Below are 23807 nucleotides of genomic sequence, written 5' to 3'. Positions count from 1 at the left end.
CAGAAGGAACAACTGGAATATCTGGAGTAGCCAGGTGAGCTCTAAATCGCCCCTTCGCGTTGTCGTCGCCGGCCTCGGCAATATGGGCCGCAGCCATGCGCTGGCCTATCATACCAATCCGGGCTTCGAGATCGCCGCCCTGATCAACCGCTCCGACGTGCCGCTGCCGGAGGGGTTGTCGGGCTATGGCATCAGGCGTTCCTTCGACGAGGCGCTGCGTGAGGAAAAGCCCGATGTCGCCTGCATCGCCACCTATTCCGACAGCCATGCCGATTATGCGGTCAAGGCATTCGAGGCCGGTTGTCATGTCTTCGTCGAAAAGCCGCTGGCAACGACGGTGGCCGACGCCAGGCGCGTCGTCGCCGCCGCCAAGGCCAACGGCAGAAAACTGGTGATCGGCTACATCCTGCGCCATCACCCGTCCTGGATCAGGCTGATCGCCGAGGCGCGCAAGCTCGGCGGCCCCTACGTCTTCCGCATGAACCTCAACCAGCAATCCTCAGGTCCCACCTGGGAGACGCACAAGCAATTGATGCAGACGACATCGCCGATCGTCGACTGCGGCGTGCACTATCTCGATGTGATGCTGCAGATCACCGACGCCAGGCCGGTCGAGGTGCGCGGCATGGGGGTACGGCTGACCGACGAGGTCGCGCCGTCGATGTACAATTACGGCCATCTGCAGGTGCTGTTCGACGACGGTTCGGTCGGCTGGTACGAAGCCGGCTGGGGACCGATGATTTCGGAGACGGCTTTCTTCGTGAAGGACGTCATTTCGCCGAATGGCTGCGTCTCGATCGTCATGAAGGAAGGTGTGAAGTCCGACGACATCGACACCCACACCAAGACCTCGACCATCCGCCTGCACAGTGCCGCGACCGGCCCGGATGGCAAATTCGTAAAGCCGGACGAAATGCTGTCGATGGCAGGCGAGCCCGGCCACCAGGACCTTTGCGATCTCGAACAGGCCTTCGTGCTGAAGGCGATCCGCGAGGATATCGATCTCACCAGACACATGGACGACGCGGTCAGATCGCTCGCCGTCTGCCTTGCCGCCGATGAGAGCGTGCGCAGCGGCGCCCCAGTTAAGCTCTAGGACGAGTCAAACTCTAACGACAGGAACGAAGCCGTGGGCTCGCTGAAAATCGAGAATGTGAAGAAGGCCTTCGGGCCGGTCGAGGTGCTGAAGGGCATCAACCTCGAAGTGACGGATGGCGAATTCGTCGTCTTCGTCGGTCCTTCGGGCTGTGGCAAGTCGACCTTGCTCCGGGTCATCGCCGGGCTGGAGGATTCGACCTCGGGCCGGGTGGTCATCGACGGCGAGGATGTCTCGGCCACGCCGCCGGCCAAGCGCGGCATCGCCATGGTGTTCCAGACCTATGCGCTCTACCCGCATCTGACGGTGAAGAACAATATGGGCCTTGGCCTCAAGCAGGCGGGCACGCCCACGGCCGAGATCGAGCGGCGCATCGGCATTGCCTCGTCGATGCTGTCGCTGGAACCCTATCTTGAACGGCGTCCGGCCGAACTGTCCGGCGGCCAGCGCCAACGCGTCGCCATCGGCCGCGCCGTGGTGCGTGAGCCGAAGCTGTTCCTGTTCGACGAGCCACTGTCGAACCTGGACGCTGCGCTGCGCGTCAACACGCGGCTGGAGATCGCGCAGCTGCACCGCCGGCTGAAGGCGACGATGATCTACGTCACCCACGACCAGGTCGAGGCGATGACGCTGGCCGACAAGATCGTCGTGCTCAACGCCGGCCGGATCGAGCAAATCGGCGGGCCGATGGAGCTCTACAATTCTCCGGCAAATGAATTCGTCGCCGGCTTCATCGGCTCACCGAAGATGAATTTCATCGACGGCGCCCGTCTCGGCGAGACGGCCAGGACCATAGGCGTGCGGCCGGAACATCTGACCGTCGATCCGAAGTCGGGCAGCTGGAAGGGGACGGTGGTGCACGCCGAGCATCTCGGCGCCGACACCAACCTCTATCTCGACTGCGAGAAGGCCGGGCTGATCACCGTGCGCATCTTCGGCGTCTATGATGCCGAGCCAGGCGCCACGCTCTATGCGACGCCGGATCCGGCGAAGACCTATCGGTTTGGGGCGGATGGGAAGGTGCTGAAGTAGGGGCCTAACGCGCAGGTTTGGTGCTGCCCCTCATCCGCCTGCCGGCACCTTCTCCCCGTATAGTGACGGGGAGAAGGGAGATGGCCGCAACGCTGGTGACCCCCTCTCCCCGTTCTTCACGGGGAGAGGGTAAGGGTGAGGGGCGGCGCAAACCTATCGACCGATAAGCTTACACGTCAGCCTTGAACGTCTGCTTCTGCTGGCCGAGCCCTTCAATGCCCAGCTCCACCACGTCACCCGCCTTCAAGAACACCGGCGGCTTCATGCCGAGGCCGACGCCGGGCGGCGTGCCGGTCGAGATGATGTCGCCGGGATGCAGCGACATGAACTGGCTGAGGTAGGAAACCAGGTAAGCAACGCCATAGACCATGGTCTTGGTGGAGCCGTTCTGCATCGTCTTGCCGTTGACCGTCAGCCACATCTTGATGTTCTGCGGGTCGGCGACCTCGTCCTTGGTCACCAGCCACGGGCCGATCGGACCGAACGTGTCGCAGCTCTTGCCCTTGGTCCACTGGCCCTGCCGCTCGGCCTGGAAGGCGCGCTCGGAGACGTCATGCGAGACACAGTAGCCGGCGACATAGTCGAGCGCGTCGGCCTCGCTGACATACTTGGCGGTCTTGCCGATGACCACGCCAAGCTCGACTTCCCAGTCGGTCTTCACCGAGCCGCGCGGTATGAGCACGTCGTCGTCCGGCCCGACAATGGCCGAGCTTGCCTTCATGAAGATGATCGGCTCCGGCGGCACGGTGGCGCCGGTCTCGGCGGCATGGTCGGAATAGTTGAGGCCGATGCAGATGAATTTGCCCGTGCCGGCCACGCAGGCGCCGATGCGGGGCTTGCCGGAAACCGCCGGCAGCGACTTCGCATCCAGCTTCGACAGCATCTCCAGCGAGGCCGGATGAAGCGTGGTGCCGGCAATGTCGGTGACATGGGCGGAGAGATCGCGGATCGTTCCATCCGCATCGAGCAGGCCGGGACGTTCGCTCCCCACCTCGCCATAGCGCAGCAGTTTCATCGAATACTCTCCTCAGTCAGATTGGTTCAGATCGACCAGCCGCCGTCGATATTATAGGCCTGTCCGGACGTATAGGTGGCACCGGCCAGATAGACGGCCAGATCGGCGATTTCCTCCGGCGTGCCGAGCCGGCCCATCGGCTGGCGGGCGATGAAGGCGGCGCGGGCGGCTTCGTAGTCCCCCTGCGCGTGCATGCGGTCCTGCAGCGACGGGCTCTCGACCGTGCCGGGGCAGATGGCGTTGCAGCGTATGCCCTTGCCGACATAGTCGGCGGCAATTGCCTTGGTCAGGCCGATGACGGCGGCCTTGGTGACGCCATAGGCGAAGCGGTTGGGCACGCCCTTGCCGGCGCCGGCAACCGACGACATGTTGATGATCGATCCGTCACCGCGTTCCAGCATGCCCGGCAGCACCGCCCTTATGGTGCGGATCATGGCGCGGACATTGAGGTTGAAGGCAAAATCGAGATCGGCGTCCTTCATCTCGAGGATCGAGCCTGAATGGACGAAACCGGCGCAGTTGAACAGCACGTCGACGACACCGATCTCGGCAAAGGCGGCGTTGACCGCCTCGTCATTGAGCACGTCGAGCTTGCGGGTTTTGATGCCCGATGTCTTGGCGAGCTCCGCCAGCAGCGTCTCATTGATGTCGGTGGCGTAGACGACAGCACCTGCCTTGGCGAAAGCCAGGGCGCTCGCCTTGCCGATGCCTTGCGCCGCTGCCGTGACGACAACGACCTTGCCTGCCAGATCCGCCATGCTGTTCTCCTCGTCCGCCTTGGATCGTTCGGGTTTATCGGCAGTCGGCCAAGGCGTCATGTGCCAGTCGGACGCCATTATGCGGCCTGCGTCATTGCCAACCCACAGATAAAGATGTTTTTTCTCGTTAAAGAACACGCATCCGGGCGTCAAGCCCGAACACGATCAGCATCGCGCCAGCTGCGTACAAACGCAGAAAGCGCACGACGCGCTTTCGCTGTTTGTTTCCATGCATGTCGTTGCCCCAAGCCGCTGCGCACACTCGGATCAAGCCGCCGGGGCATGCTTTTGGGCGACATGCATTAGTCTCCGTAGGGCACCCAGACGTTCTTCACTTCGACGGCGCGGCGCAGGAAGGCGTCGCCGGCCGCCTCGTCGGATGCCCAGTCGAGGCCGCGGCCATTGCCGCTCCAGACGCGCTTGAGGTTGCCGATCGACTCGGCTTCCGCCTTGGCGCAGGTCTCGGCATCGGCGAACACCCAGAGCCCGTCGACATCGTCATGCTTGGCCAGCACGCTGGCCAGTTCGGCGCTGCGGCCGGTGACGATGTTGATGGCGCCGGCCGGAACGTCGGAATATTCGATCACCTGGTAGAGGTCGGTGGCGAGCAGCGGATGGCGTTCCGAAGGCACGGCGACCACGGTGTTGCCCATGGCCAGCGCCGGTGCGACCAGTGAGATCAGGCCGAGCAGGGGCGACGCGTCGGGCGCGACGATGCCGACGACGCCGACAGGTTCGTGTAGCGCCAGCGTCACGGTGCGGGCCGGCGGCTGGTGCACGCGGCCTTCGAACTTGTCGGCGAGGCCGGCATAGAGGAACAGCCGCTCGATCGACAGCTCGACCTCGTCGCGCGCCGCCTTGGCGCTGGCGCCGGTCAGCTCGGTGAGACGGGCGGCAAACTCGCTCGCGCGGCCGGAAAGGTTCTCGGCCAGATAGTAGAGCACCTGGGAGCGGTTGTAGGCCGTTGCTTCCGGCCAGCCCTTGCAGGCGCGGGCGGCAGACACGGCGTCGCGGATATCCTTGCGGCTGCCGAGCCCCACTTCGCCGGCCAGCTTGCCCTTGGCGGTGGCGACCGCCAGCGAGTAATTGCCGTCCGGCCGCACCTGCTTGCCGCCGATGAACAGCTTGGCCGTGCAGTCGATAGCGTCGCCGTCCGACTGCTCGGCAGGTTGCGCCGAGAGCGTCGCCGGTTTGATCACCGGACCGAGCGGCAGCTTTGCCGAGAGATATTCGAACATGCCTTCGCGCCCGCCTTCACGGCCGAAGCCGCTTTCGCGGTAGCCGCCAAAACCGCAGGCGGCGTCGAACATGTTGGTGCCGTTGACCCAGACGACGCCGGCCTTCAGCTGCGGCGCGACGTGCAGGGCAAGATTGACGTTCTCGCTCCATACCGAGGCGGCGAGCCCATAGCGTGTGTTGTTGGCGAGCTCGATCGCTTCCTCGGTGTTGCGGAAGGTCATGGTGGCAAGAACCGGGCCGAAAACTTCCTCCTGTGCAAGGATGTTAGCCGGCGAAACACCTGTGGCAAGAGTCGGCAGGTGGTAGTAGCCGGAAGAAGGCAGCGCGGCATCCGGTTGCCAGCAGACGGCGCCCTGTCTGGCGCCTTCGGCGACCAGGCCCTTGACCCGGTCGAGCTGGGTCAGGTCGACCAGCGGGCCGATATCGGTGTTCTTGTCGAGCGGACTGCCGACGCGCAGCCGGCTCATCCGCGTCTTGACCTTGGCGATCAAGGCCTCGGCGATGCCTTCCTGCACCAGCAGCCGCGAGCCGGCGCAGCAGACCTGGCCCTGGTTGAACCAGATGCCATCGACCAGACCCTCGACGGCGCTGTCGAGATCGGCGTCCTCGAAGACGATGAAGGCCGACTTGCCGCCGAGCTCCAGCGACAGCTTCTTGCCTGACCCGGCGGTCGCCTTGCGGATGATCTTGCCGACCTCGGAAGAACCGGTGAAGGCGATCTTCTGGATGCCGGGATGGTTGACGATGGCCGCGCCCGCTTCCGGACCGCCCTGGACGATGTTGACGACGCCTTTCGGCACGCCGGCGCGCTCGCAGATCTCGGCGAACAGGATGGCGGTGAGCGGCGTGAACTCGGCCGGCTTCAGCACCACGGTGCAGCCGGCGGCGAGCGCCGGCGCGATCTTCCAGGCCAGCATCAGCAGCGGAAAATTCCACGGGATGATCTGGCCGACGACGCCGACGCCCTTGTGGCCGGGGAAATCCCTGTCCAGTGCCTGCGCCCAGCCGGCATGGTGGATGAAATGGCGGATGGCCAGCGGCACGTCGATGTCGCGGCTTTCGCGGATCGGCTTGCCGTTGTCGATCGATTCCAGCACCGCGAACAGGCGCTGATGACGCTGCATGGCGCGGCCGATCGCGTAGAGCACCTTGGCGCGCTGGTAGCCTGAACTGGCGCTCCATTTCGGCAATGCCTTGGTGGCTGCCGCGACCGCCGCGTCGATATCGGCCGCACCGGCGTCCGAAATCTTGGCCAGCAGCTTGCCGGAAGACGGCTCGCTGGTCTCGAAAGTCTTGCCGCCGGACGCGGCCTTCCAGGCACCGTCGATGAACAGCGCCTTGCCGAAATCGCGTGAAGCAAGCCAGGCATCGGCCTCGTTGCGAGCCTCCGGCGCCGGGCCGTAGTCCATGGCGTGATAGCGGTCGAGGATGTTCATCATGTGCCTCCTTCACCCTCCCAAGGGAGGGTCGATCGGCAAAGCCGATCGGGGTGGGGTTGCTCAAGCCATCGCGTGGCGATGATTGGCCGAATAGTGACCGGTCAGATGATGCTCGAGCTGACGCTCGATGTCGGTCAGCAGGCTCGACGCGCCGAAGCGGAACAGGTCGGGTTCCAGCCACGGCCGGCCGAGTTCCTCCTTCATCAGCACCAGCCAGTCGAGCGAGGCTTTCGCCGTGGAAATTCCGCCGGCCGGCTTGAAGCCGATGAGATAGCCGGTCTCCTCGAAATAGGCGCGGATGGCGCGCACCATGGCGAGGCCGACAGGCAGCGTCGCGTTGACGCTTTCCTTGCCGGTCGAAGTCTTGATGAAGTCGGCGCCGGCCATCATCGCCACCATCGAGGCCAGCATGACATTGCGCAGCGTGGCGAGGTCGCCGGTGCCGAGAATGACCTTCAGATGCGCGTCGCCGCAGGCAGCGCGCATCGAGACGATCTCATTGTAGAGCTCCCGCCATTTGGCCCCGAACACCAGCCCGCGCGGAATGACGACGTCGATCTCGTCGGCGCCGTCCTTCACCGAGGCCTCGATTTCCTGCAGGCGGGTCGACAGCGGCGCGAGGCCATGCGGAAAGGCGGTTGAAACAGCCGCCACATGAATGCCGGTGCCGCGCACGGCCTCGACGGCGGTGGCGACGAAGGGATGGTAGACACAGACCGCGGCCGGGTGGATTTTTTCGTCCGCAATGCCGAGGCCCTCGACGATGTCGCGACGGAACGGGTTGATCGCCTTGGCGCAGAGCCGGCGTACGCGCTCTTCGGTGTCGTTGGAATTCAGCGTCGTCAAATCCATGCAGGCGACGGCGCGCAACAGCCATGCCGCCTGGTTGTCGGCCTTGATCGAGCGCCGCTTGGTCAGGCTGGCGACTCGGCGTTCGAGCGCCGAGCGGTTGACGTTGCGCATCGATTCCATGAAGCCGAGGTCGAGCTTCATGCCGGGATTGCGCGCAATGCGATGGTCCTGCGGCATCGGAGTGTTGGCGGCGGCGCGCGCCGGCAGCGGCGTCACCTTGGATGCGCTGGCACCGAGCTCGGCTTCGCGGATTGTGCTGCTCATCTCCTGCCCCTTTGTTCAGCGATCATGCCGAGGATAGCCCGCGAAGCTGTACTTCACGAGTCCTTCGGGCACCAATAGCGGAAAAAGGTCGCCAAAGCAGCTGGTTTTTGACCGCATGGTCAAAAGTTGTTCCAGGAACGAAGCGACCGGGTCTCAGCCGACGAAGGCGCGCTCCACGACAAAGCTCGCCGGATGGCTGAGCGAGCCCTCCTCGAAGGCAAGGCTTTCGGCCAGCTCCTTGACGTCCTTGAGCATGTGCATCGAGCCGCAGATCATGATGCGGTCGGTTTCCGGATTGAGCTTGTCGATGCCAAGGTCGGTGTAGAACTTGCCGGAGCCGATCAGCGCGGTGATGCGGCCCATGCATGCCGACTCCTCGCGGGTCGTCGAATTGTAGAGGGTGACGCGGCCGCCGGTCAGTTCGCCGATCAGCGGGTCGCTTTCGAGCGCTGCAACCAGCTCCTGGCCGTAGGTGAGTTCGGCAACGTCGCGGCAGGTGTGGGTCAGGATGACCTGCTCGAACTTCTCATAGGTGTCGGGGTCGCGCAGCAGGCTGGCGAAGGGCGCGATGCCGGTGCCGGTCGAGATCATGAACAGGCGCTTTGCGGGCGTCAGGGCGTCCAGCACCAGCGTGCCGGTCGACTTCTGGCGCATGATGACGGTATCGCCAACCTGGATCTTCTGCAGTTCCGAGGTCAGCGGGCCGTCCGGTACCTTGATCGAGAAGAATTCCAGCTCGTCGTCCCAGGACGGGCTGGCCACCGAATAGGCCCGGTATACCGGCTTCTCGGCATTGGGCAGGCCGATCATAACGAATTCGCCGGACCGGAAGCGCAGCGATTGCGGACGGGTGATGCGGAACGAGAACAGCCGGTCGGTATAGTGTTTCACCGAGACGACGGTTTCGGCATAGACGTTGGCCGGAATCGGGAATTGCAATGGGCGGGCGCCGGCGGTGTTGAGCGCGGATGTGGTGTTCATCAAATCCAACCTTCTGGCCCAATTCGCGGACGCGGGCACCAAACCTTTTCCCGCGCGCCCGAACCATTCAGGTTCCAGCGCGCCGCTCGCACACTCCGAAGCGTAAGCTCTTGTGTCCGGAATTTATTAGTATACAAACGATATTTGCGTCAAGATACCGCCGCGAAACACCTTTCCAAACTGTGCCATATCCGTAGTCCGGGCATTTCGGGTTTCGACAATGAAAGAGAATTTTTCGGTGCAGTCGCCGGATTCCCTGGGCAGTGTCGTTGCCGGCATCGATGTCGGCGGAACCTTCACAGACCTGCTTCTGATCGATGGCCGCGAGGGTGGCCGGGTGCATATCGCCAAGACCCCGACCACGGTCGACAACCAGGCGTTCGGCGTCGTTTCGGCGCTCGGCGCCACCGGATTTCCGATCGATGGCATCGACCTCATCGTGCATGGCACGACCACCACCACCAACGCGGTGCTGGAACGCCGGCTGGCGAAAACCGGCATGATCACCACGCGCGGTTTTCGCGACGTGATCGAGCTTGGCCGGCGCACACGGCCGCAGGCCTATGGCATGACCGGCAGCTTCGTGCCGATCATTCCGCGCAATCTCAGGCTCGAAGTGGTGGAGCGCGTCGAAGCCTCCGGGACCGTACGCACGCCGCTCGATGAGGCCGAGATGCGCGAGGCGGTGAAGACGCTGATCGCGGCCGGCTGCGAGTCCCTTGTCATCCATTTCCTGCATTCCTACGCCAACCCGGCGCATGAGCGGCGCGCTGTCGAAATCGCCGCCGAACTCTGGCCGAACGGCTACATCACGGCGGGCCATGCGCTGCTGTCGGAAGCGCGCGAATTCGAGCGCGGCGTCACCGCCTCGGTCAACGCCTCGGTGCAGCCGATCCTCGAGCGTTATGTCGAGCGGCTGCGCAAGGAGCTGGGGGCAAAAGGCTATGCCCGCGACTTCCTGATCATGAACGGCAATGGCGGCATGATCTCGGCCCGCTTCGTCACACGTGAATCGGCCAAGACGGTGATGTCCGGCCCGGCCTCCGGCGTCATCGCCGCCGCCTATACGGGGAAGCGCGCCGGCTTTGAGAATCTCGTCACCTATGACATGGGCGGCACCTCGACCGACGTGGCGCTGATCCGCAACGCCGAGCCGGCGGTGTCGAACGAAATCGAGATCGAATATGCGATGCCGATCCATGTGCCGATGGTGGCGGTGCACACGGTGGGAGCCGGCGGCGGTTCGATCGCCCGCGTCGACGCGGCCGGCCTGATCCAGATCGGCCCGGAAAGCGCCGGCGCCAATCCCGGCCCGATCTGCTACGGGCGCGGCGGCTTGGAGCCGACCATCACCGACGCCAACCTGGTGCTCGGCCGGTTGGCGCCGAAGAAGCTGCTGGCGGTCGAGAATCCGGTCACATCAGAGCGCGTCACCGGCATCTTCGAGGACAGGATCGGCAAGGCGACCGGCCTGTCCGGCGTCGAGGCGGCGGGCGCGGTGCTGCGCCTCGGCAACATGAAGATGGCCGGCGCCATCCGCATGGTCTCGGTGTCGCGCGGCCATGATCCGCGCGACTTCGCGCTGTTCGCCTTCGGTGGCGCCGGGCCGCTGCATGCCACCGCCCTGGCGCGCGAACTCGGCCTGCCGAAGGTGCTGGTGCCGGCGCGGCCCGGCATCACCAACGCGCTCGGCTGCGTCGTCGCCGACCTGCGCCATGACTTCGTCAACACGGTCAACCAGCCAGTGGCGGTGCTCGATCAAGCCCAGCTTCACGCTGTATTGGAACGGCACCGAAACGAAGGTGAGGAGCTGATCGGCAAGGAAGCGGTGAAGCCGGAGACGATCCGCGTCACCCACTCCGCCGACATGCAGTTCGTCGGCCAGACGCACATCATCAATGTGCCGCTGCCGTCCTCGTCGGTGACCCGGAACGAACTGCAGCTTCTGTTCGAGAAAGCCTATTTCGCCCGCTTCAAGGTCGAGCTTCCGGAAATCCGCGCCAACCTCGTCAACCTCAACACCTCGGTCACCGGTGTGCGGCCAGCGATCGACCTGTCGCGGCTGATCGACCCGGCCGGGCGCGAAAAAACGCTCGACGAGGCACGGCGCGAGATCCGGCCGGTCTGGTACGCCGGACGCTGGCACGACACGCCGGTCTACGCACGCGAAAAGCTGCCGCTCGACGCGGTTATCGTAGGCCCGGCGATCCTCGAACAGATGGACGCCACCACCGTGCTCGAACCCGGCGACCGCGCGCGCTCGGACGCCGACGGCAACATCATCATCGACATTGGCGAGGTCTGAGATGCCTGACATTGACATGGCAAAGCTCGACGCCATCACCCTGTCGGTCCTCCAGGCGGCCCTGCAGCAGGTCTGCGATGAGATGGACCTGACCTTTTCGCGTGCCGCCTTTTCGCCTGTGATCGCCGAAGCCAATGACCGTTCCGACGGCATCTATTCGGCCGTCGATGGCTCGCTGATCGCGCAAGGCAGCCAGGGCCTGCCGGTGTTCGTCGGCGTCATGCAGTATTCGACCAGGACGGTGATCGAGATGATCGCCGATGGCCGCTGCCTGCCACCGGAGCCTGGCGACATCTACATCGTCAACGATCCCTATCTCGGCGGCACCCATCTGATGGACGTGCGCTTCGTCATGCCGGTCTACAGGGGTGGAAAAATCTTCTGCTGGCTGTCCAACACCGGCCACTGGCCCGACATTGGCGGCTCGGTTCCGGGTGGCTTCTCGGCTTCGGCGACGGCGGTCGAGCAGGAAGGCCTGCGGCTGCCACCGGTGAAACTGTTCAAGAAGGGCGTGCTCGATCCCGAGATCTACGCCATCATTTGCTCCAACATCCGCGTCGCCGACCAGCGCATCGGCGACATCCGTGCCCAGGCCGCCGCGCTGCTGATCGGCCAGGATCGGCTCAGTGGAATCCTGGATCGTTACGGTGACGAAACTGTTGTCGAGGCGATCGCCGAGTTGCGCCGGCGTGCCGCCGAGCAGATGCGCGCCAACATATCGGCCATCCCAGACGGCACGTACCGTTCGAAAGCGTTTGTCGATTCCGACGGAGTGGTCAACGAGCCGCTGACCATCGCGCTCGCCGTCGAGAAGAAGGGCGACACGCTGACCTTCGATTTCGCCGGCTCGTCGAAACCTTGCGCCGGGCCGATGAACAGCGTGCTGGCGACGACCTTGTCTTCGGTCTATCTCGCCATGCGCCATATTTTCCCGGATGTGCCGATCAGCGCCGGCGCCTTCGAGCCGCTTGATGTCAAGCGGCCGGAAGGCACCTTCCTCGACGCCAAATATCCGCGCCCGGTTTCGGGTTGCGCCGCCGAAGTGTCGCAGCGTATCGCCGAGGCGGTGTTCGCGGCCATGGTGCAGGCGCTGCCCGACAAGGTGACGGCGGCTCCCGCCGGTTCCAGCGGCAATTTCGCGCTCGGCGGCAACGACCCGGCGCGCGGCCGCGACTACGTCATGTACCAGATCTCAGGCGGCGGCTATGGCGGCAATGCCGGCCATGACGGCTTGACCAATGGCTGTTCGACCATCGGCATTTCCAAATCGCCGCCGGTCGAGATCATGGAGCAGGCCTTTCCGGTTCTCTACCGCCACTATGCCCTGCGCGAGGGCTCCGGCGGCGCCGGCAAGCATCGCGGCGGGTTCGGCCTCGCCTATGAGGTCGAAATCCTGCGTGGCGACGCCCGCGCCTCCTTCGTCATGGATCACGGCCGTTTCGGCCCGCAAGGCGCGCTCGGCGGCAAGGACGGCGCGGTCAACACCGTGACGGTCTTCCGCAACGGCGAGGCACATGTGCCGCCGCATCTCTCCAAGGAGCAGGACATCGCGCTGAAGGCCGGCGACCGCGTGCGCGTCGGCACCCCGGGCGGTGGCGGCTATGGCGATCCGCTTGAGCGGGACCCGGAACTCGTCGCTCGGGATGTCAGACTTGGCTACTATACGGCCGAGCAAGCCAAGGACCTGTTCGGGGTCGCACCGGCGGGCCTGGCGTCCTGATCTCGCGCGTCGGACCGGACCATTCGGCGCATGGCATCGACACGGTTCTCCGATCCTGTGGTTTAGGTCGAGAGCATAGTTAGCCGGCTTACGCTCTCCGGTCCAGCCTCGCCACCAGCCGGTCACCCGCCCACTGGATGCCGCACACCAGGATGATCAGCACGATGACCACGGCGATCATCACCGACGTCTCGAAGCGCTGATAGCCGTAGCGGATGGCGAGGTCGCCGAGCCCGCCGGCGCCGATCGCGCCGGCCATGGCGGAAGCGCCGATCAGCGTCACCAGCGTCACCGTGAAGCCGGCGACGATGCCGGGCAGCGCTTCCGGCACCAGCACCTCGCGGATGATCGTCCAGCGGTTGCCGCCCATGGCGCGCGCCGCCTCGATCAGCCCGTGGTCGACCTCGCGCAGCGACACTTCGGCGATGCGCGCATAGTAGGGCGTGGCGGCAATCGACAGCGGCACGATGGCCGCCCACGTGCCGATCGAGGTGCCGACGATCAGCCGCGTCACCGGGATCAGCGCCACCAAAAGGATGATGAAGGGCACCGAACGGAAGCCGTTGATGACGGCGCCAAGCGCGCGGTTGACCCACAGGCTTTCGGCGATGCCGCCGCGATCGGTGGCGACCAGCGCCAGCCCGAGCGGCAGGCCGAAAACCAGCGAGATGAGGCCGGACGCGGCCGTCATCAGCACCGTTTCCCAGATCGAACGCAGCAGAAGCTCAAACAGGATTGGCGACATGGCCAAGCACCTCCACCCGCGCCTGGCGGGACTTCAGGAATGTGATCACTTCGGCGAGATGCCTCGCATCGCTGCCAGGGACAGAGAGAAACAGCGTGCCGACGGGCTGCTCCTGGATGTGGTCGATGCCGCCATGGACGAGGCGGAACGGACCGGGGACGATTGCCGCGAGATCCGAGAGCAGCGGGCCGCGCGCGGCCTCGCCGGCCACGTCCACGCGCAGGATCGTTTCCGCGCCGGCCGCCGGCGCCAGCCGGGCCGCCAGCTCCGCCGGCAACTGCGGCCGGATGGCGCCGAGCAGGCTGCGGGTGATGTCCGAGCGCGGGTCGGCGAACACCGACCAGACCGGCCCTTCCTCGACGATGCGCCCGGCGTCGATCACCGCCACCCGGTCGGCGATCGAGCGGATCACCTCCATCTCATGGGTGATCAGCAGGATGGTCAGGCCAAGCTGCCGGTTGATATCCTTGAGCAGGGCAAGGATGGAGCGCGTCGTCTCCGGATCGAGCGCTGACGTCGCTTCGTCCGACAGCAGCAGCGCCGGGCGTGCGGCAAGCGCGCGGGCGATGCCGACGCGCTGCTTCTGGCCGCCGGACAGCGACGCCGGATAGGCTTTTGCCTTCTCCGACAGGCCGACGAGATCGAGCAGTTCGGCCGCACGTGCCAGCCGCTCGGCCTTCGGCCGGCCCTCGATCTTCAGCGGCAGCGCCACATTGTCCTCGACGGTCTTGGCCGACAGCAGGTTGAAATGCTGGAAGATCATGCCGATCCGCCGCCGCAACGGCTGCAGGTCGCGCTCTCCGAGCCGGCTGATCTCGCGGCCTTCGATGAACACCTCACCGGAATCGGGCCGCTCCAGACCGTTCAAGCAGCGGATCAGCGTCGATTTGCCGGCGCCGCTGCGGCCGATGATGCCGAGGATCTCGCCCTTGCGCACCGTCAGCGAGACGCCGTCGAGCGCCGCCGTCGCGCCGAAGCGGCGCTTCAGCTCGAGAAGGCGCACGACGTCCCGTGACGGGTCAGGCCGGCCATGGGTTGGATCGGTGGTGTCCACGGATGCCGTGAAATGCTGGTTCATGCGTGTTCCTGTCCTCGCCATCCGAAAACGCAGTTGCGGCCCGCGCTCAAGCGCGGACCGCTTTTGCTGTCGAACCGGGCGTCCGGTCGCGGACGTTCTCAATAGGCGCTGAGGCCGGTGCCCTTGTAGACCTTGTCGAACTCGGCCTTCACGGCCTCGTTCTGATAGGACGCCACCAGCGTCTTCACCCAGGCCTCGTTCTCATTGCCAACCTTCACCGCGATGAAGTTGCGGTACGGATTGTCGGCGATGGGCTCCTGCGCGATGCGGTTTTCCGGCGTCAGGCCGCTCTTCAGCGCCCAGTCGGTGTTCACCACGGCGGCGTCGAGATCCTCGACCGAGCGGCCGACGATGCCGGCGTCGAGCTCCTTGATCACCACCTTCTTGGCATTCTCGGCAATGTCGGCGGTGGTGGCGAGAATGCCGGTGCCGTCCTTCAGCTTGATCACGCCCTCGTTCTGGAGGACGCGCAGCGCCCGGCCTTCATTGGATGGGTCGTTCGGCACGCCGATGACCGCGCCCTCGGCAGGTCGGCGACCTTGCTGTACTTCTTCGAGTAGAGGCCGATCGGCCAGACGCCGGTGTAGCCGACGCGGACGATGTGGTAGCCCTGCGTCTTGATCTGGTTGTCGAGATAGGGCTGGTGCTGGAAGGCGTTGGCGTCGATTTCGCCACGCTCCAGCGCCTCGTTGGGCTGGGTATAGTCGTTGAACACCACGGGCTCGATGGTCAGGCCCTTTTCGGCAGCCTGCGCGACGACGACCCGCCACACGTCCTCGTCTTCGCCGCTGATGATGCCGACCTTGATCGACTTCTTGTCTTCGGCGAACGACGCATGGGGTGCCATCAAACTGCCAATCGCGACCGCCGATGCGAACAGCAGGGCCAGGCCACTGCGCCGGTTGAGGGTTGACCAAAGGGAAGATGGCAAAGTGTTTTTGAAGTCGGACATGATTGATCTCTGCGGTTGTGAAGTCATGGCAGCCAAACGGATCGCTCAGCCTTGGTCACATCGTCAGAAATTCTATCGATTTTATCAAAGAACCGCGTTTCGCGGTTACCCTCAATACCGGGAATATTCTCTCAAAAATTTCAAGGCAGCGAGCACAAGACACCGCCCGGGTCGACCACTGCCGCTGCTTTGTGATCCCGCGCCCCGGAAGCAGTTGGGGCAGGGTTGAGTCGAGCGTTGCACTTTTCCCGCTTGACTGACCCGCCGTACCGAATACGCTAGGGCAAAATACCGGCTCTGATCGCCGGGCGGCAAGAATGCCTCGTATGCCTCGCCCATCCGGCGGTGGCTGCGGGGCATTGTTATTTTTGGGGATCTGTTTGAAACGGCGTATCGAGATCGGCATCCTGTATTCCCGCTCGGGGAGCTATCAGCTCGTGTCCGACGCGTGCCGGATGGGCGCGATGCGCGCGATCGCCGACATCAACGCCGATCGGAGCTCCGGCATCGAGCTGGTGCCGGTAGAGCGCGACCCGCAAAGCAATGCCGATCGCTACGCGACCTTGTGCGAGGACATTTTCAAGTCCAGCAGCGCGCGCCATGTCGTCGGCTGCGTCACTTCCTGGAGCCGCAAGGAGACCATCCCCGTGCTGGAGAAAGCGGGCGGGATGCTCTGGTACGCCTGCCCCTATGAGGGGTTCGAGGCCAACGAGCATGTCGTCTACATGCACGCATGCCCCAACCAGCACCTGGTGCCGCTGCTGGCTCATGTCGTGCCGCGCTTCGGCGCCAACGGCTTCCTGCTCGGCTCGAACTACATCTGGGGCTGGGAGATGAACCGCGTGGCGCGCGACCTGATCGCGGATGCCGGCGGCAAGGTCCTGGGCGAGCGCTATCTGCGCATCGGCGAGACCGACGTGTCGCGTCTGATCGGGGAAATCCGGGCCACGCGGCCGAACTTCATCCTCAACAATCTGATCGGCACCTCGTCCTACGCCTTCCTGGCGGCCTATCGCGACTTGGGCGACGAGGATCCCACCTTCAGCCCTGAAACCTGCCCTGTCATCTCCTGCAATCTCACCGAGGGCGAGCTGCCGGCAATCGGTGAATCCGGGAGAGGGCACTTGTCGGTCGGGCCGTATTTCGCGCCGCGGCCGGCCGCTTTCGGCTCGTCCTTCGAGGCGTCCGCCTATGCGTCGGTGCAGGTGATGGCCGACGTGCTCTCCCGCGATCCCGACGCCGGTCCGGCGGAGTTTTCCAGGGCCTTCGCCGAGCGCCGCTTCTCCACCCGGCTCGGGCCGATCGCCATCGACGCCCACTCCCAGCACGCGACGCTGCCGGTGATCATCGGGCGGATCGCGGACGGCTTCTTCGAGGTCGTCAGCCGCGAGGACGAGGTCGCGCCGGACCCCTATCTGTCGCGTTACGACCCCGCCAGGACATTCGGCCGTCCCCGCCTGAGGGTCGTGTCGTGACCAGGACGCCGCGCATCCCCAATCTCGGTGGCGCCAGGGCCTTCATCCTGCATCGTCCGCATCCGACGGTGCAGGCGATCACCAGGCAATTGTCGGCCATCGGCCTGATCACGCTGGACTGCTGGCCGGAACTGCCGCCGGAAGCGCTGGCCGCCGATTTCGTCTTCTTCGACGCCGATCTCGGCTTCGACGAGCAGTTTCCCTGGAAGCCGGGCGAGGCGCCGATGCCGCTGGTGGCGCTGATCGGCTCGGAGGCGCCCGGCCGCATCGAATGGGCACTGTCGCACAAGGCCGACGCCCAGCTCCTGAAGCCGGTCGGCAATGCCGGCGTCTACAGCGCGCTGCTGATCGCGCGGCAGAGTTTCGAGGCCCGCAAGCACCTGGCCAGCGAAATTGCGGCGCTTCGCCAGCGTGTAGCCGAGCGCCAGACCATCGTGCGCGCCGTGACGGCACTGTCGAAAGGCACCGACGACGACCGCGCCTATGCGCAACTGCGCTCGCTGGCGATGAGCTGGCAGATCAGCGTCGAGGATGCCGCGCGCCGGATCGTGGCGATGACAGAGGAAGAAGGCGGCGATGACCAGTCCCATCGCGCCTGATCTCCCGGCCGCCGGGCGCATGCCGGCCAAGCCGCGCGCCGGCGTCTGGCGCCGGCTGGTCAAACGCCGCCTGGCGGTGCTTGGCCTGGTGATCGTCGCCATCGTCGTTGCCGGCGCCGTTCTGGCGCCATGGCTGACCGGCTATGATCCCAATGAGCAGATGTTCGACGGCCTGACACTGGAAGGCTCGCCCTTGCCGCCGAATGCGCAATTCTGGCTGGGCACTGACCTGCTTGGCCGCGACCTCTTGACCCGCATCCTCTATGGCGCCCGCACCTCGCTGATCATCGGCATCGTCGCCAATGGCGTGGCGCTTTTCATCGGCACGTTGGTCGGCGTCACCGCAGGTTATTTCCGCGGCTGGATCGGCGGCGCGCTGATGCGCTTCACCGACCTGATGATGGCGTTCCCGGCGCTGCTGCTCGCCATCTGCCTGGCGGCGGTGTTCGAGCCCAGCCTGTGGATCGTCGCCATGGTCATCGCGCTGGTCAACTGGGTGCAGACCGCGCGCGTCATCTACACCGAGACCAGCTCACTCGCCGAGCGCGAGTTCATCGACGCCGAACGCACCATCGGCGCGAGCGCGCCGCGCATCCTGTTTCGCCATATCCTGCCGCATCTCCTGCCGACCATCATCGTCTGGGGCACGCTCGGCATCTCGACCACGGTGCTGCTCGAAGCGACACTCAGCTTCCTCGGTATCGGCGTGCAGCCGCCCACGGCTTCGTGGGGCAACATCATCTTCGAGAACCAGACCTACTTCCAGGCCGCACCCTGGCTGGTGTTCTTTCCCGGTGCGGCGATCCTGGCGCTGGCGCTGGCCTTCAACCTGATCGGCGACGCGCTGCGCGACATTCTCGATCCGACGCAGAGGGGCCGGGCATGATCGCCTATCTCGGCCGCCGCCTCATCCAGTCGCTGCTCATCCTGCTCGGCGTCTCGCTGATCACTTTCGCACTGCTTTATCTGTTGCCCGCCGACCCGGTGCGCCAGATCGCCGGCCGCAGCGCCACGCCGCAGACGGTCGAGAACATCCGCCAGCAGCTCGGCCTCGACCAGCCCTTCGTCATCCAGTACTGGCGCTATCTGGTGAAGCTGCTCAGCGGCGATCTCGGCCGCTCCTACATCCAGCGCTCCGAGGTCACCGAGCTGATCGTCTCGCGGCTGCCGGCCAGCCTGCTGCTGATGGTCGGCGCCATCCTGTGCGAACTGCTGATCGGCCTGAGCATGGGGCTGATCGCCGCCGTCAAGCGCGGCACGGCGACCGACCAGACGCTGATGGTCGCTTCCTTCGTCGGCGTTTCGGCGCCGCAATTCGTCGTCGGCCTGCTGCTGCTCTACGTCTTCGCCGTGCGGCTGAGCTGGTTTCCGATCGGCGGCTACGGCACCTGGCGCCATCTCGTGCTGCCGTCGCTGACCATGGGCATCCTCGGCGCCGGCTGGTACGCGCGCATGATGCGCTCGTCGATGATCGACGTGCTGCGCCAGGACTATGTGCGCACGGCCCGCGCCAAGGGCCTGGCGCGCCGCGCCATCCTCTTCCGCCATGCCCTGCCCAACGCCATCCTGCCGGTCATCGCCATGATCGGCATCGACATCGGCATCTTCATGGGCGGCATCGTCGTCGTCGAAAGCGTGTTCGGCTGGCCCGGCATCGGCCAGCTGGCGTGGCAGGCCATCCAGCGCGTCGACATCCCGATCATCATGGGCGTCACGCTGGTGTCGGCCTTCGCCATCGTCCTCGGCAATCTGCTCGCCGACATCATCGCGCCCTTTATCGACCCGCGCATCAAGCTCAGATGAAAACCAGGGCATGACCGAAAGCAACAAGACATGACCGAAAACGAACAGAGAAAGGGAACAAGAAAATGAAGAAGTTTCTGGCATCCACGGTAGCGGCATCGGCGCTGGCGCTGATGCTCGGCATGACAAGCGTACGCGCCGAGGACACTGTCGATCCGAACGCCAAGCAGGGCGGCGCCATCACCATCACCTACAAGGATGACGTCGCCACGCTCGATCCGGCAATCGGCTATGACTGGCAGAACTGGTCGATGATCAAGAGCCTGTTCGACGGGCTGATGGACTACGAGCCGGGCACCACCAATCTGAAGCCCGACCTCGCCGAAAGCTACGAGATTTCGCCGGACGGCAAGACCTTCACCTTCAAGCTGCGCCACGGTGTGAAATTCCACAATGGCCGCGAGATGACCGCCGACGACGTGAAATACTCGCTCGACCGCGTCACCAATCCGAAGACGCAGAGCCCCGGCGCCGGCTTCTTCGGCTCGATCAAGGGCTATGACGACGTCGCCGCAGGCAAGGCCGAAAGCCTGGCTGGCGTCACCGTGGTCGACCCCTACACCGTCAAGTTCGAGCTGACCCGTCCCGACGCCACCTTCCTGCATGTCATGGCCATCAACTTCTCGCATGTCGTGCCGAAGGAAGAGGTCGAGAAATACAGCGCCGATTTCGGCAAGCATCCGGTCGGCACCGGCGCCTTCAAGCTCGCCGAATGGACGCTTGGCCAGCGTATCGTCTTCGAGCGCAATCCGGACTACTGGCACAAGGGGCTGCCGCACCTGGACAAGATCACCTTCGAGATCGGCCAGGAGCCGATCGTGGCGCTGCTGCGCCTGCAGAAGGGCGAGATCGACGTGCCCGGCGACGGCATTCCGCCGGCCAAGTTCCAGGAGGTGATGGCCGATCCCGAGCAGAAGGCGCGCGTCGTCGAAGGCGGCCAGCTGCACACCGGCTACGTCACCATGAACACCACCATGGCGCCTTTCGACAATGTGAAGGTGCGCCAGGCCGTCAACATGGCGATCAACAAGGCCCGCATCATCCAGATCATCAACGGCCGCGCCGTGCCTGCCAACCAGCCGCTGCCGCCATCGATGCCGGGTTACGACAAGGAGTTCAAGGGCTATCCCTATGACGTCGCCAAGGCCAAGGCGCTGCTGGCCGAGGCCGGTCATCCCGATGGCTTCGACATCCAGCTGTTCGCCATGAACACCGATCCCAACCCGCGCATCGCCCAGGCGATCCAGCAGGACCTGGCTGCGATCGGCATCAAGGCCGGCATCCAGTCGCTGGCGCAGGCCAACGTCATCGCCGCCGGTGGCGACAAGGCCGGCGCACCGATGATCTGGTCCGGCGGCATGGCCTGGATCGCCGACTTCCCGGATCCGTCGAACTTCTACGGCCCGATCCTCGGCTGCGCGGGTGCTGTGCCCGGCGGCTGGAACTGGTCGTGGTATTGCAACAAGGATCTCGACGCCAAGGCGGCCGAGGCAGACTCCGTGGTCGACCCGGCGAAGGCGGGCGAGCGCGACAAGATGTGGAGCGCCATCTACGACAAGGTGATGGAGGACGCGCCGTGGGCGCCGGTCTTCAACGAGCAGCGCTTCACCATGAAATCGGCCCGCATGGGCGGCGCCGACAACCTCTATGTCGACCCGGTCCATATCCCGATCAACTACGACAATGTGTATGTAAAAGATGTGCAATAACTGCGACTACACCATCCACGGGCGCCATCACCATTTCGGCTGGGACAATTCGTTTGTCCCGGCCGAGCGGGTGGCGCCCGGCTCGACCATCGAGTTCCAGTGTCTTGATGCGGGTGGCGGCCAGCTTCAGGCCGACAGCACGGTCAGCGACATCGCCAAGCTCGACTTCGCCAAGGTCAACCCGGTGACCGGGCCGATCTTCGTCGAGGGTGCCGAGCCGGGTGACGCGCTCAAGGTGACCATCGAGATGTTCAAGCCGTCCGGCTTCGGCTGGACGGCGAACATTCCAGGTTTTGGCCTGCTCGCCGACGACTTCAAGGAGCCGGCGTTGAACATCTGGAAATACGACGCCGCCTCGCTCGAGCCGGCGCTGTTCGGCAAAAATGCGCGGGTGCCGCTGAAACCCTTCGCCGGCACCATCGGCAACGCGCTGGCGGAAAAGGGCCACCACTCGGTGGTGCCGCCGAGGCGTGTCGGCGGCAATCTCGACATCCGCGATCTCGCCGCCGGCACCACGCTTTATCTGCCGGTGGAAGTGGCCGGAGCACTATTCTCGGTCGGCGACACGCACGCCGCGCAAGGCGACGGCGAGGTCTGCGGTACGGCGATCGAAAGCCCGATGGATGTCGTGCTCAAGCTCGACCTGGTCAAGGACACCAGGCTGAAGACGCCGCGCTTCACCACCCCAGGCCCGGTGACCCGCCACCTCGATGCCAAGGGCTATGAGGTGACGACCGGCATCGGCCCGGATCTGATGACCGGCGCCAGGGAGGCGGTCGCGCAGATGGTCGACCTGCTCTCTGGCCGCTACGGAATAGACCCGGTCGAGGCCTATATGCTGGCCTCGGTGTGCGGCGATCTCCGTATCAGCGAGATCGTCGACATGCCGAACTGGGTGGTGTCGTTCTACTTCCCGCGCTGCGTGTTTGAATGAACGCAGGCGTGGACAGGAAGCGTACCGGGGCTGCCGCCCCGGTGACGGCGGGACCAGTGCTCGACATCGCCGGCCTGTCGGTCAGCGTGCGCGGCGAGGATGGCGAGCGGGACGTCGTCTCCAACCTGTCGCTGACGCTGCTCCGTGGCGAAACGCTCTGCATCGCCGGCGAATCCGGTTCCGGCAAGTCGATGACCGCCCTGGCGATCATGCAATTGCTGCCGCAGCCCGCAGCCAGGATATCGTCGGGCACGATCCGCCTCGGTGAGACCGATCTGGCGACGCTCGACGAGCGCCAGATGCGGCGCATTCGCGGCGACCGCATCGCCATGATCTTCCAGGAGCCGATGACCTCGCTCAATCCGGTGCTGTCGATCGGCCGGCAACTGACCGAGTCCATCGAGGCGCATACCAGCCTGTCGCCATCCGAGGCCCGCCAGCGTGCCATCGAGGCGCTGAAGGCGGTGCGCATCTCCGAAGCCGAGAGCCGGCTGAAGCAGTTTCCGCACGAACTGTCCGGCGGCATGCGCCAGCGGGTGATGATCGCCATGGCGCTGGCGCTCGAGCCCGACGTGCTGATTGCCGACGAGCCGACGACCGCGCTCGACGTCACCGTGCAAGGCGAGGTGCTGGAGCTGCTGCGCGACCTGCAGCGTGAGCATGGCACCAGCGTCATTCTCATCACCCACGACATGGGCGTGGTCGCCGAAATGGCCGATCGCGTCATCATCATGCGGCATGGCCGCATGGTCGAGGAGGGAAAGGCATCAGACATCTTCGCCCGGCCGCAAGCCGACTACACGCGCGAGCTGTTGGCCGCCGTTCCGCGCATCGGCGCCGGCGTCGGCCGGCAGAAATCCAGGGATGCCGAAACGGCAACGCCGGCCAATGTCGCCGTGGTCAACGATCTGCATGTCCGCTTCGATCTGCGCGGCGGCGTCTTGGGCCGGGTCAGCCGCCGTGTTCACGCCGTCGAAGGCGTCAGCTTCTCGATCGCGCCCAACGAAACGCTGGCGCTGGTGGGCGAGTCCGGTTGCGGCAAGTCGACCACCGCCAAGGCGCTGGCCGGGCTGGTGCCCTACACCGGCGACATCGTCGTTGGCGGGCGCAATTTGTCGGGCCTTGGCCGCGACGAGCGCAAGGCGGTTCGGCGCGACGTGCAGATGATCTTCCAGGACCCTTATGCCTCGCTCGACCCGCGCATGCGCGTCGGCGACCTCGTCGCCGAGCCGCTCGTCATCCATGGCATTGCCTCCAAGGAAGAGCGCGGGGAGCGGGTTGCGGCGCTGTTCGAGCGTGTCGGCCTGTCGGCCGACCAGATGGAGCTTTATCCGCACGAATTTTCCGGCGGCCAGCGCCAGCGCGTCTGTATCGCGCGCGCGCTGGCGCTGCGGCCGAAGCTGATCATCGCCGACGAAAGCGTCTCGGCGCTAGACGTCTCGGTGCAGGCGCGCGTGCTCGACCTGTTGAAGGAATTGCAGCGCGAATTCGGCGTCGCCTATCTCTTCATCTCGCACGACATGGCGGTGGTCGAGAACATCTCCGACCGCGTCGCCGTCATGTATCTCGGCCAGATCGTCGAGATGGGCACGCGCGACCAGGTGTTTTCCAACCCGCGCCACCCCTACACCAGGCGATTGATCGAAGCCGTGCCGGTGCCAGACCCGGCCAAGCGAAGAAGCCGCTTCGCCCGCCTCGACCAGGAGATTCCGAGCGCCACCCGCAGGATAGGCGAGGCGCCGCTGAAACTGGCCTTGCAGGATGTCGGTGGCGGGCATCTTGTTGCTGCCGGAAGCTGAAGCGGCCGCCGT

The 23807-nt window shown here is 65.1% G+C and carries 18 protein-coding genes and 1 pseudogene; 11 read left to right on the top strand and 8 right to left on the bottom strand.

Translation table 11 applies throughout. The features are described 5' to 3' along the window. Positions 1 to 34: 34 nt before the first annotated feature. On the top strand, positions 35 to 1096 hold the full coding sequence (locus OOJ09_RS06485; RefSeq protein WP_269904395.1) for a Gfo/Idh/MocA family protein: 1062 nt from the start codon (positions 35 to 37) through the stop codon (positions 1094 to 1096). Positions 1097 to 1129: 33 nt separating this feature from the next. Beyond that, on the top strand, positions 1130 to 2128 hold the full coding sequence (locus OOJ09_RS06480) for an ABC transporter ATP-binding protein (protein WP_269904394.1): 999 nt from the start codon (positions 1130 to 1132) through the stop codon (positions 2126 to 2128). A 169-nt stretch (positions 2129 to 2297) separates the two neighbouring features. Here the strand turns inward: OOJ09_RS06480 and OOJ09_RS06475 are convergent, their stop codons facing one another. The 5 genes from OOJ09_RS06475 to OOJ09_RS06455 all read right to left on the bottom strand — a co-directional run bounded on the left by OOJ09_RS06475 (position 2298) and on the right by OOJ09_RS06455 (position 8676). Next, entirely contained in the window at positions 2298 to 3143 is an 846-nt protein-coding gene (locus OOJ09_RS06475) for a fumarylacetoacetate hydrolase family protein (RefSeq protein ID WP_269904393.1), read from the bottom strand. Between the two features lie 26 nt (positions 3144 to 3169). Next, the gene (locus OOJ09_RS06470; protein ID WP_269904392.1) at positions 3170 to 3901 is read right to left on the bottom strand and encodes an SDR family oxidoreductase; all 732 of its coding nucleotides are present in this window, start codon (positions 3899 to 3901) and stop codon (positions 3170 to 3172) included. A gap of 302 nt (positions 3902 to 4203) precedes the next feature. Next, positions 4204 to 6576: an aldehyde dehydrogenase family protein gene (locus tag OOJ09_RS06465; RefSeq protein ID WP_269904391.1), complete on the bottom strand. Its 2373-nt coding sequence runs from the start codon at positions 6574 to 6576 to the stop codon at positions 4204 to 4206. A 63-nt stretch (positions 6577 to 6639) separates the two neighbouring features. Beyond that, positions 6640 to 7695, bottom strand: a complete 1056-nt coding sequence (gene deoC, locus OOJ09_RS06460) for a deoxyribose-phosphate aldolase (protein ID WP_269904390.1) — start codon at positions 7693 to 7695, stop codon at positions 6640 to 6642. Between the two features lie 153 nt (positions 7696 to 7848). Continuing rightward, the gene (locus OOJ09_RS06455) at positions 7849 to 8676 is read right to left on the bottom strand and encodes a ferredoxin--NADP reductase (protein ID WP_269904389.1); all 828 of its coding nucleotides are present in this window, start codon (positions 8674 to 8676) and stop codon (positions 7849 to 7851) included. A 220-nt stretch (positions 8677 to 8896) separates the two neighbouring features. On the opposite strand from OOJ09_RS06455, the gene OOJ09_RS06450 reads away from it, so the two are divergent. Beyond that, a complete protein-coding gene (locus OOJ09_RS06450) occupies positions 8897 to 10981 on the top strand; it encodes a hydantoinase/oxoprolinase family protein (protein WP_269904388.1) in 2085 nt (694 codons plus the stop codon). A 16-nt stretch (positions 10982 to 10997) separates the two neighbouring features. After that, entirely contained in the window at positions 10998 to 12701 is a 1704-nt protein-coding gene (locus tag OOJ09_RS06445; RefSeq protein WP_269904866.1) for a hydantoinase B/oxoprolinase family protein, read from the top strand. A gap of 88 nt (positions 12702 to 12789) precedes the next feature. Here OOJ09_RS06445 and OOJ09_RS06440 read toward each other — a convergent pair whose 3' ends face one another. From OOJ09_RS06440 to OOJ09_RS06430, 3 genes and pseudogenes are all read right to left on the bottom strand, one after another. Further along, a complete protein-coding gene (locus OOJ09_RS06440; RefSeq protein WP_269904387.1) occupies positions 12790 to 13446 on the bottom strand; it encodes a methionine ABC transporter permease in 657 nt (218 codons plus the stop codon). Further along, positions 13427 to 14524, bottom strand: coding sequence for a methionine ABC transporter ATP-binding protein (locus OOJ09_RS06435; protein WP_269904386.1), 1098 nt, complete (start codon positions 14522 to 14524; stop codon positions 13427 to 13429). Before OOJ09_RS06435 ends, OOJ09_RS06440 begins: the two co-directional genes overlap by 20 nt. A 98-nt stretch (positions 14525 to 14622) precedes the next feature. Continuing rightward, positions 14623 to 15476, bottom strand: a pseudogene (locus tag OOJ09_RS06430) (MetQ/NlpA family lipoprotein). 380 nt (positions 15477 to 15856) lie between these two features. Here OOJ09_RS06430 and OOJ09_RS06425 point away from each other — a divergent pair. The 7 genes from OOJ09_RS06425 (at position 15857) to OOJ09_RS06395 (ending at position 23795) form a co-directional block, all read left to right on the top strand. Then, the gene (locus OOJ09_RS06425) at positions 15857 to 16951 is read left to right on the top strand and encodes a transporter substrate-binding protein (RefSeq protein ID WP_269904385.1); all 1095 of its coding nucleotides are present in this window, start codon (positions 15857 to 15859) and stop codon (positions 16949 to 16951) included. Beyond that, on the top strand, positions 16948 to 17550 hold the full coding sequence (locus OOJ09_RS06420; RefSeq protein WP_269904384.1) for an ANTAR domain-containing response regulator: 603 nt from the start codon (positions 16948 to 16950) through the stop codon (positions 17548 to 17550). Before OOJ09_RS06425 ends, OOJ09_RS06420 begins: the two co-directional genes overlap by 4 nt. Before the next feature lie 19 nt (positions 17551 to 17569). Continuing rightward, positions 17570 to 18436: an ABC transporter permease gene (locus OOJ09_RS06415; protein ID WP_269904865.1), complete on the top strand. Its 867-nt coding sequence runs from the start codon at positions 17570 to 17572 to the stop codon at positions 18434 to 18436. Next, complete coding sequence (locus OOJ09_RS06410; RefSeq protein WP_269904383.1) at positions 18433 to 19353, top strand: ABC transporter permease; 921 nt, start codon at positions 18433 to 18435, stop codon at positions 19351 to 19353. Before OOJ09_RS06415 ends, OOJ09_RS06410 begins: the two co-directional genes overlap by 4 nt. 113 nt (positions 19354 to 19466) lie before the next feature. Beyond that, positions 19467 to 21062 (top strand): ABC transporter substrate-binding protein, encoded by a 1596-nt coding sequence (locus OOJ09_RS06405; protein ID WP_420107503.1) that lies wholly within the window; start codon positions 19467 to 19469, stop codon positions 21060 to 21062. After that, the gene (locus OOJ09_RS06400) at positions 21052 to 21996 is read left to right on the top strand and encodes an acetamidase/formamidase family protein (RefSeq protein WP_269904381.1); all 945 of its coding nucleotides are present in this window, start codon (positions 21052 to 21054) and stop codon (positions 21994 to 21996) included. Before OOJ09_RS06405 ends, OOJ09_RS06400 begins: the two co-directional genes overlap by 11 nt. An 8-nt stretch (positions 21997 to 22004) precedes the next feature. After that, the gene (locus OOJ09_RS06395; RefSeq protein WP_420107495.1) at positions 22005 to 23795 is read left to right on the top strand and encodes an ABC transporter ATP-binding protein; all 1791 of its coding nucleotides are present in this window, start codon (positions 22005 to 22007) and stop codon (positions 23793 to 23795) included. The last annotated feature ends 12 nt before the right edge of the window (positions 23796 to 23807 follow it).

The sequence above is a fragment of the Mesorhizobium qingshengii genome (assembly GCF_027563465.1).
In the GTDB taxonomy this organism is placed as follows: Bacteria; Pseudomonadota; Alphaproteobacteria; order Rhizobiales; family Rhizobiaceae; genus Mesorhizobium; species Mesorhizobium qingshengii_A.
This window is presented reverse-complemented; position numbering and strand designations above follow the sequence as displayed.

What these genes read in the sequence shown, in the direction of transcription:
- OOJ09_RS06475 (WP_269904393.1), bottom strand. Translation starts at nt 3,143, where the DNA reads ATGAAACTGCTGCGCTATGGCGAGGTGGGGAGCGAACGTCCCGGCCTG.
- OOJ09_RS06470 (WP_269904392.1), bottom strand. Translation starts at nt 3,901, where the DNA reads ATGGCGGATCTGGCAGGCAAGGTCGTTGTCGTCACGGCAGCGGCGCAA.
- OOJ09_RS06465 (WP_269904391.1), bottom strand. Translation starts at nt 6,576, where the DNA reads ATGAACATCCTCGACCGCTATCACGCCATGGACTACGGCCCGGCGCCG.
- deoC (WP_269904390.1), bottom strand. Translation starts at nt 7,695, where the DNA reads ATGAGCAGCACAATCCGCGAAGCCGAGCTCGGTGCCAGCGCATCCAAG.
- OOJ09_RS06455 (WP_269904389.1), bottom strand. Translation starts at nt 8,676, where the DNA reads ATGAACACCACATCCGCGCTCAACACCGCCGGCGCCCGCCCATTGCAA.
- OOJ09_RS06450 (WP_269904388.1), top strand. Translation starts at nt 8,897, where the DNA reads ATGAAAGAGAATTTTTCGGTGCAGTCGCCGGATTCCCTGGGCAGTGTC.
- OOJ09_RS06445 (WP_269904866.1), top strand. Translation starts at nt 10,998, where the DNA reads ATGGCAAAGCTCGACGCCATCACCCTGTCGGTCCTCCAGGCGGCCCTG.
- OOJ09_RS06440 (WP_269904387.1), bottom strand. Translation starts at nt 13,446, where the DNA reads ATGTCGCCAATCCTGTTTGAGCTTCTGCTGCGTTCGATCTGGGAAACG.
- OOJ09_RS06435 (WP_269904386.1), bottom strand. Translation starts at nt 14,524, where the DNA reads ATGAACCAGCATTTCACGGCATCCGTGGACACCACCGATCCAACCCAT.
- OOJ09_RS06415 (WP_269904865.1), top strand. Translation starts at nt 17,570, where the DNA reads ATGCCGGCCAAGCCGCGCGCCGGCGTCTGGCGCCGGCTGGTCAAACGC.
- OOJ09_RS06410 (WP_269904383.1), top strand. Translation starts at nt 18,433, where the DNA reads ATGATCGCCTATCTCGGCCGCCGCCTCATCCAGTCGCTGCTCATCCTG.
- OOJ09_RS06405 (WP_420107503.1), top strand. Translation starts at nt 19,467, where the DNA reads ATGCTCGGCATGACAAGCGTACGCGCCGAGGACACTGTCGATCCGAAC.
- OOJ09_RS06400 (WP_269904381.1), top strand. Translation starts at nt 21,052, where the DNA reads ATGTGCAATAACTGCGACTACACCATCCACGGGCGCCATCACCATTTC.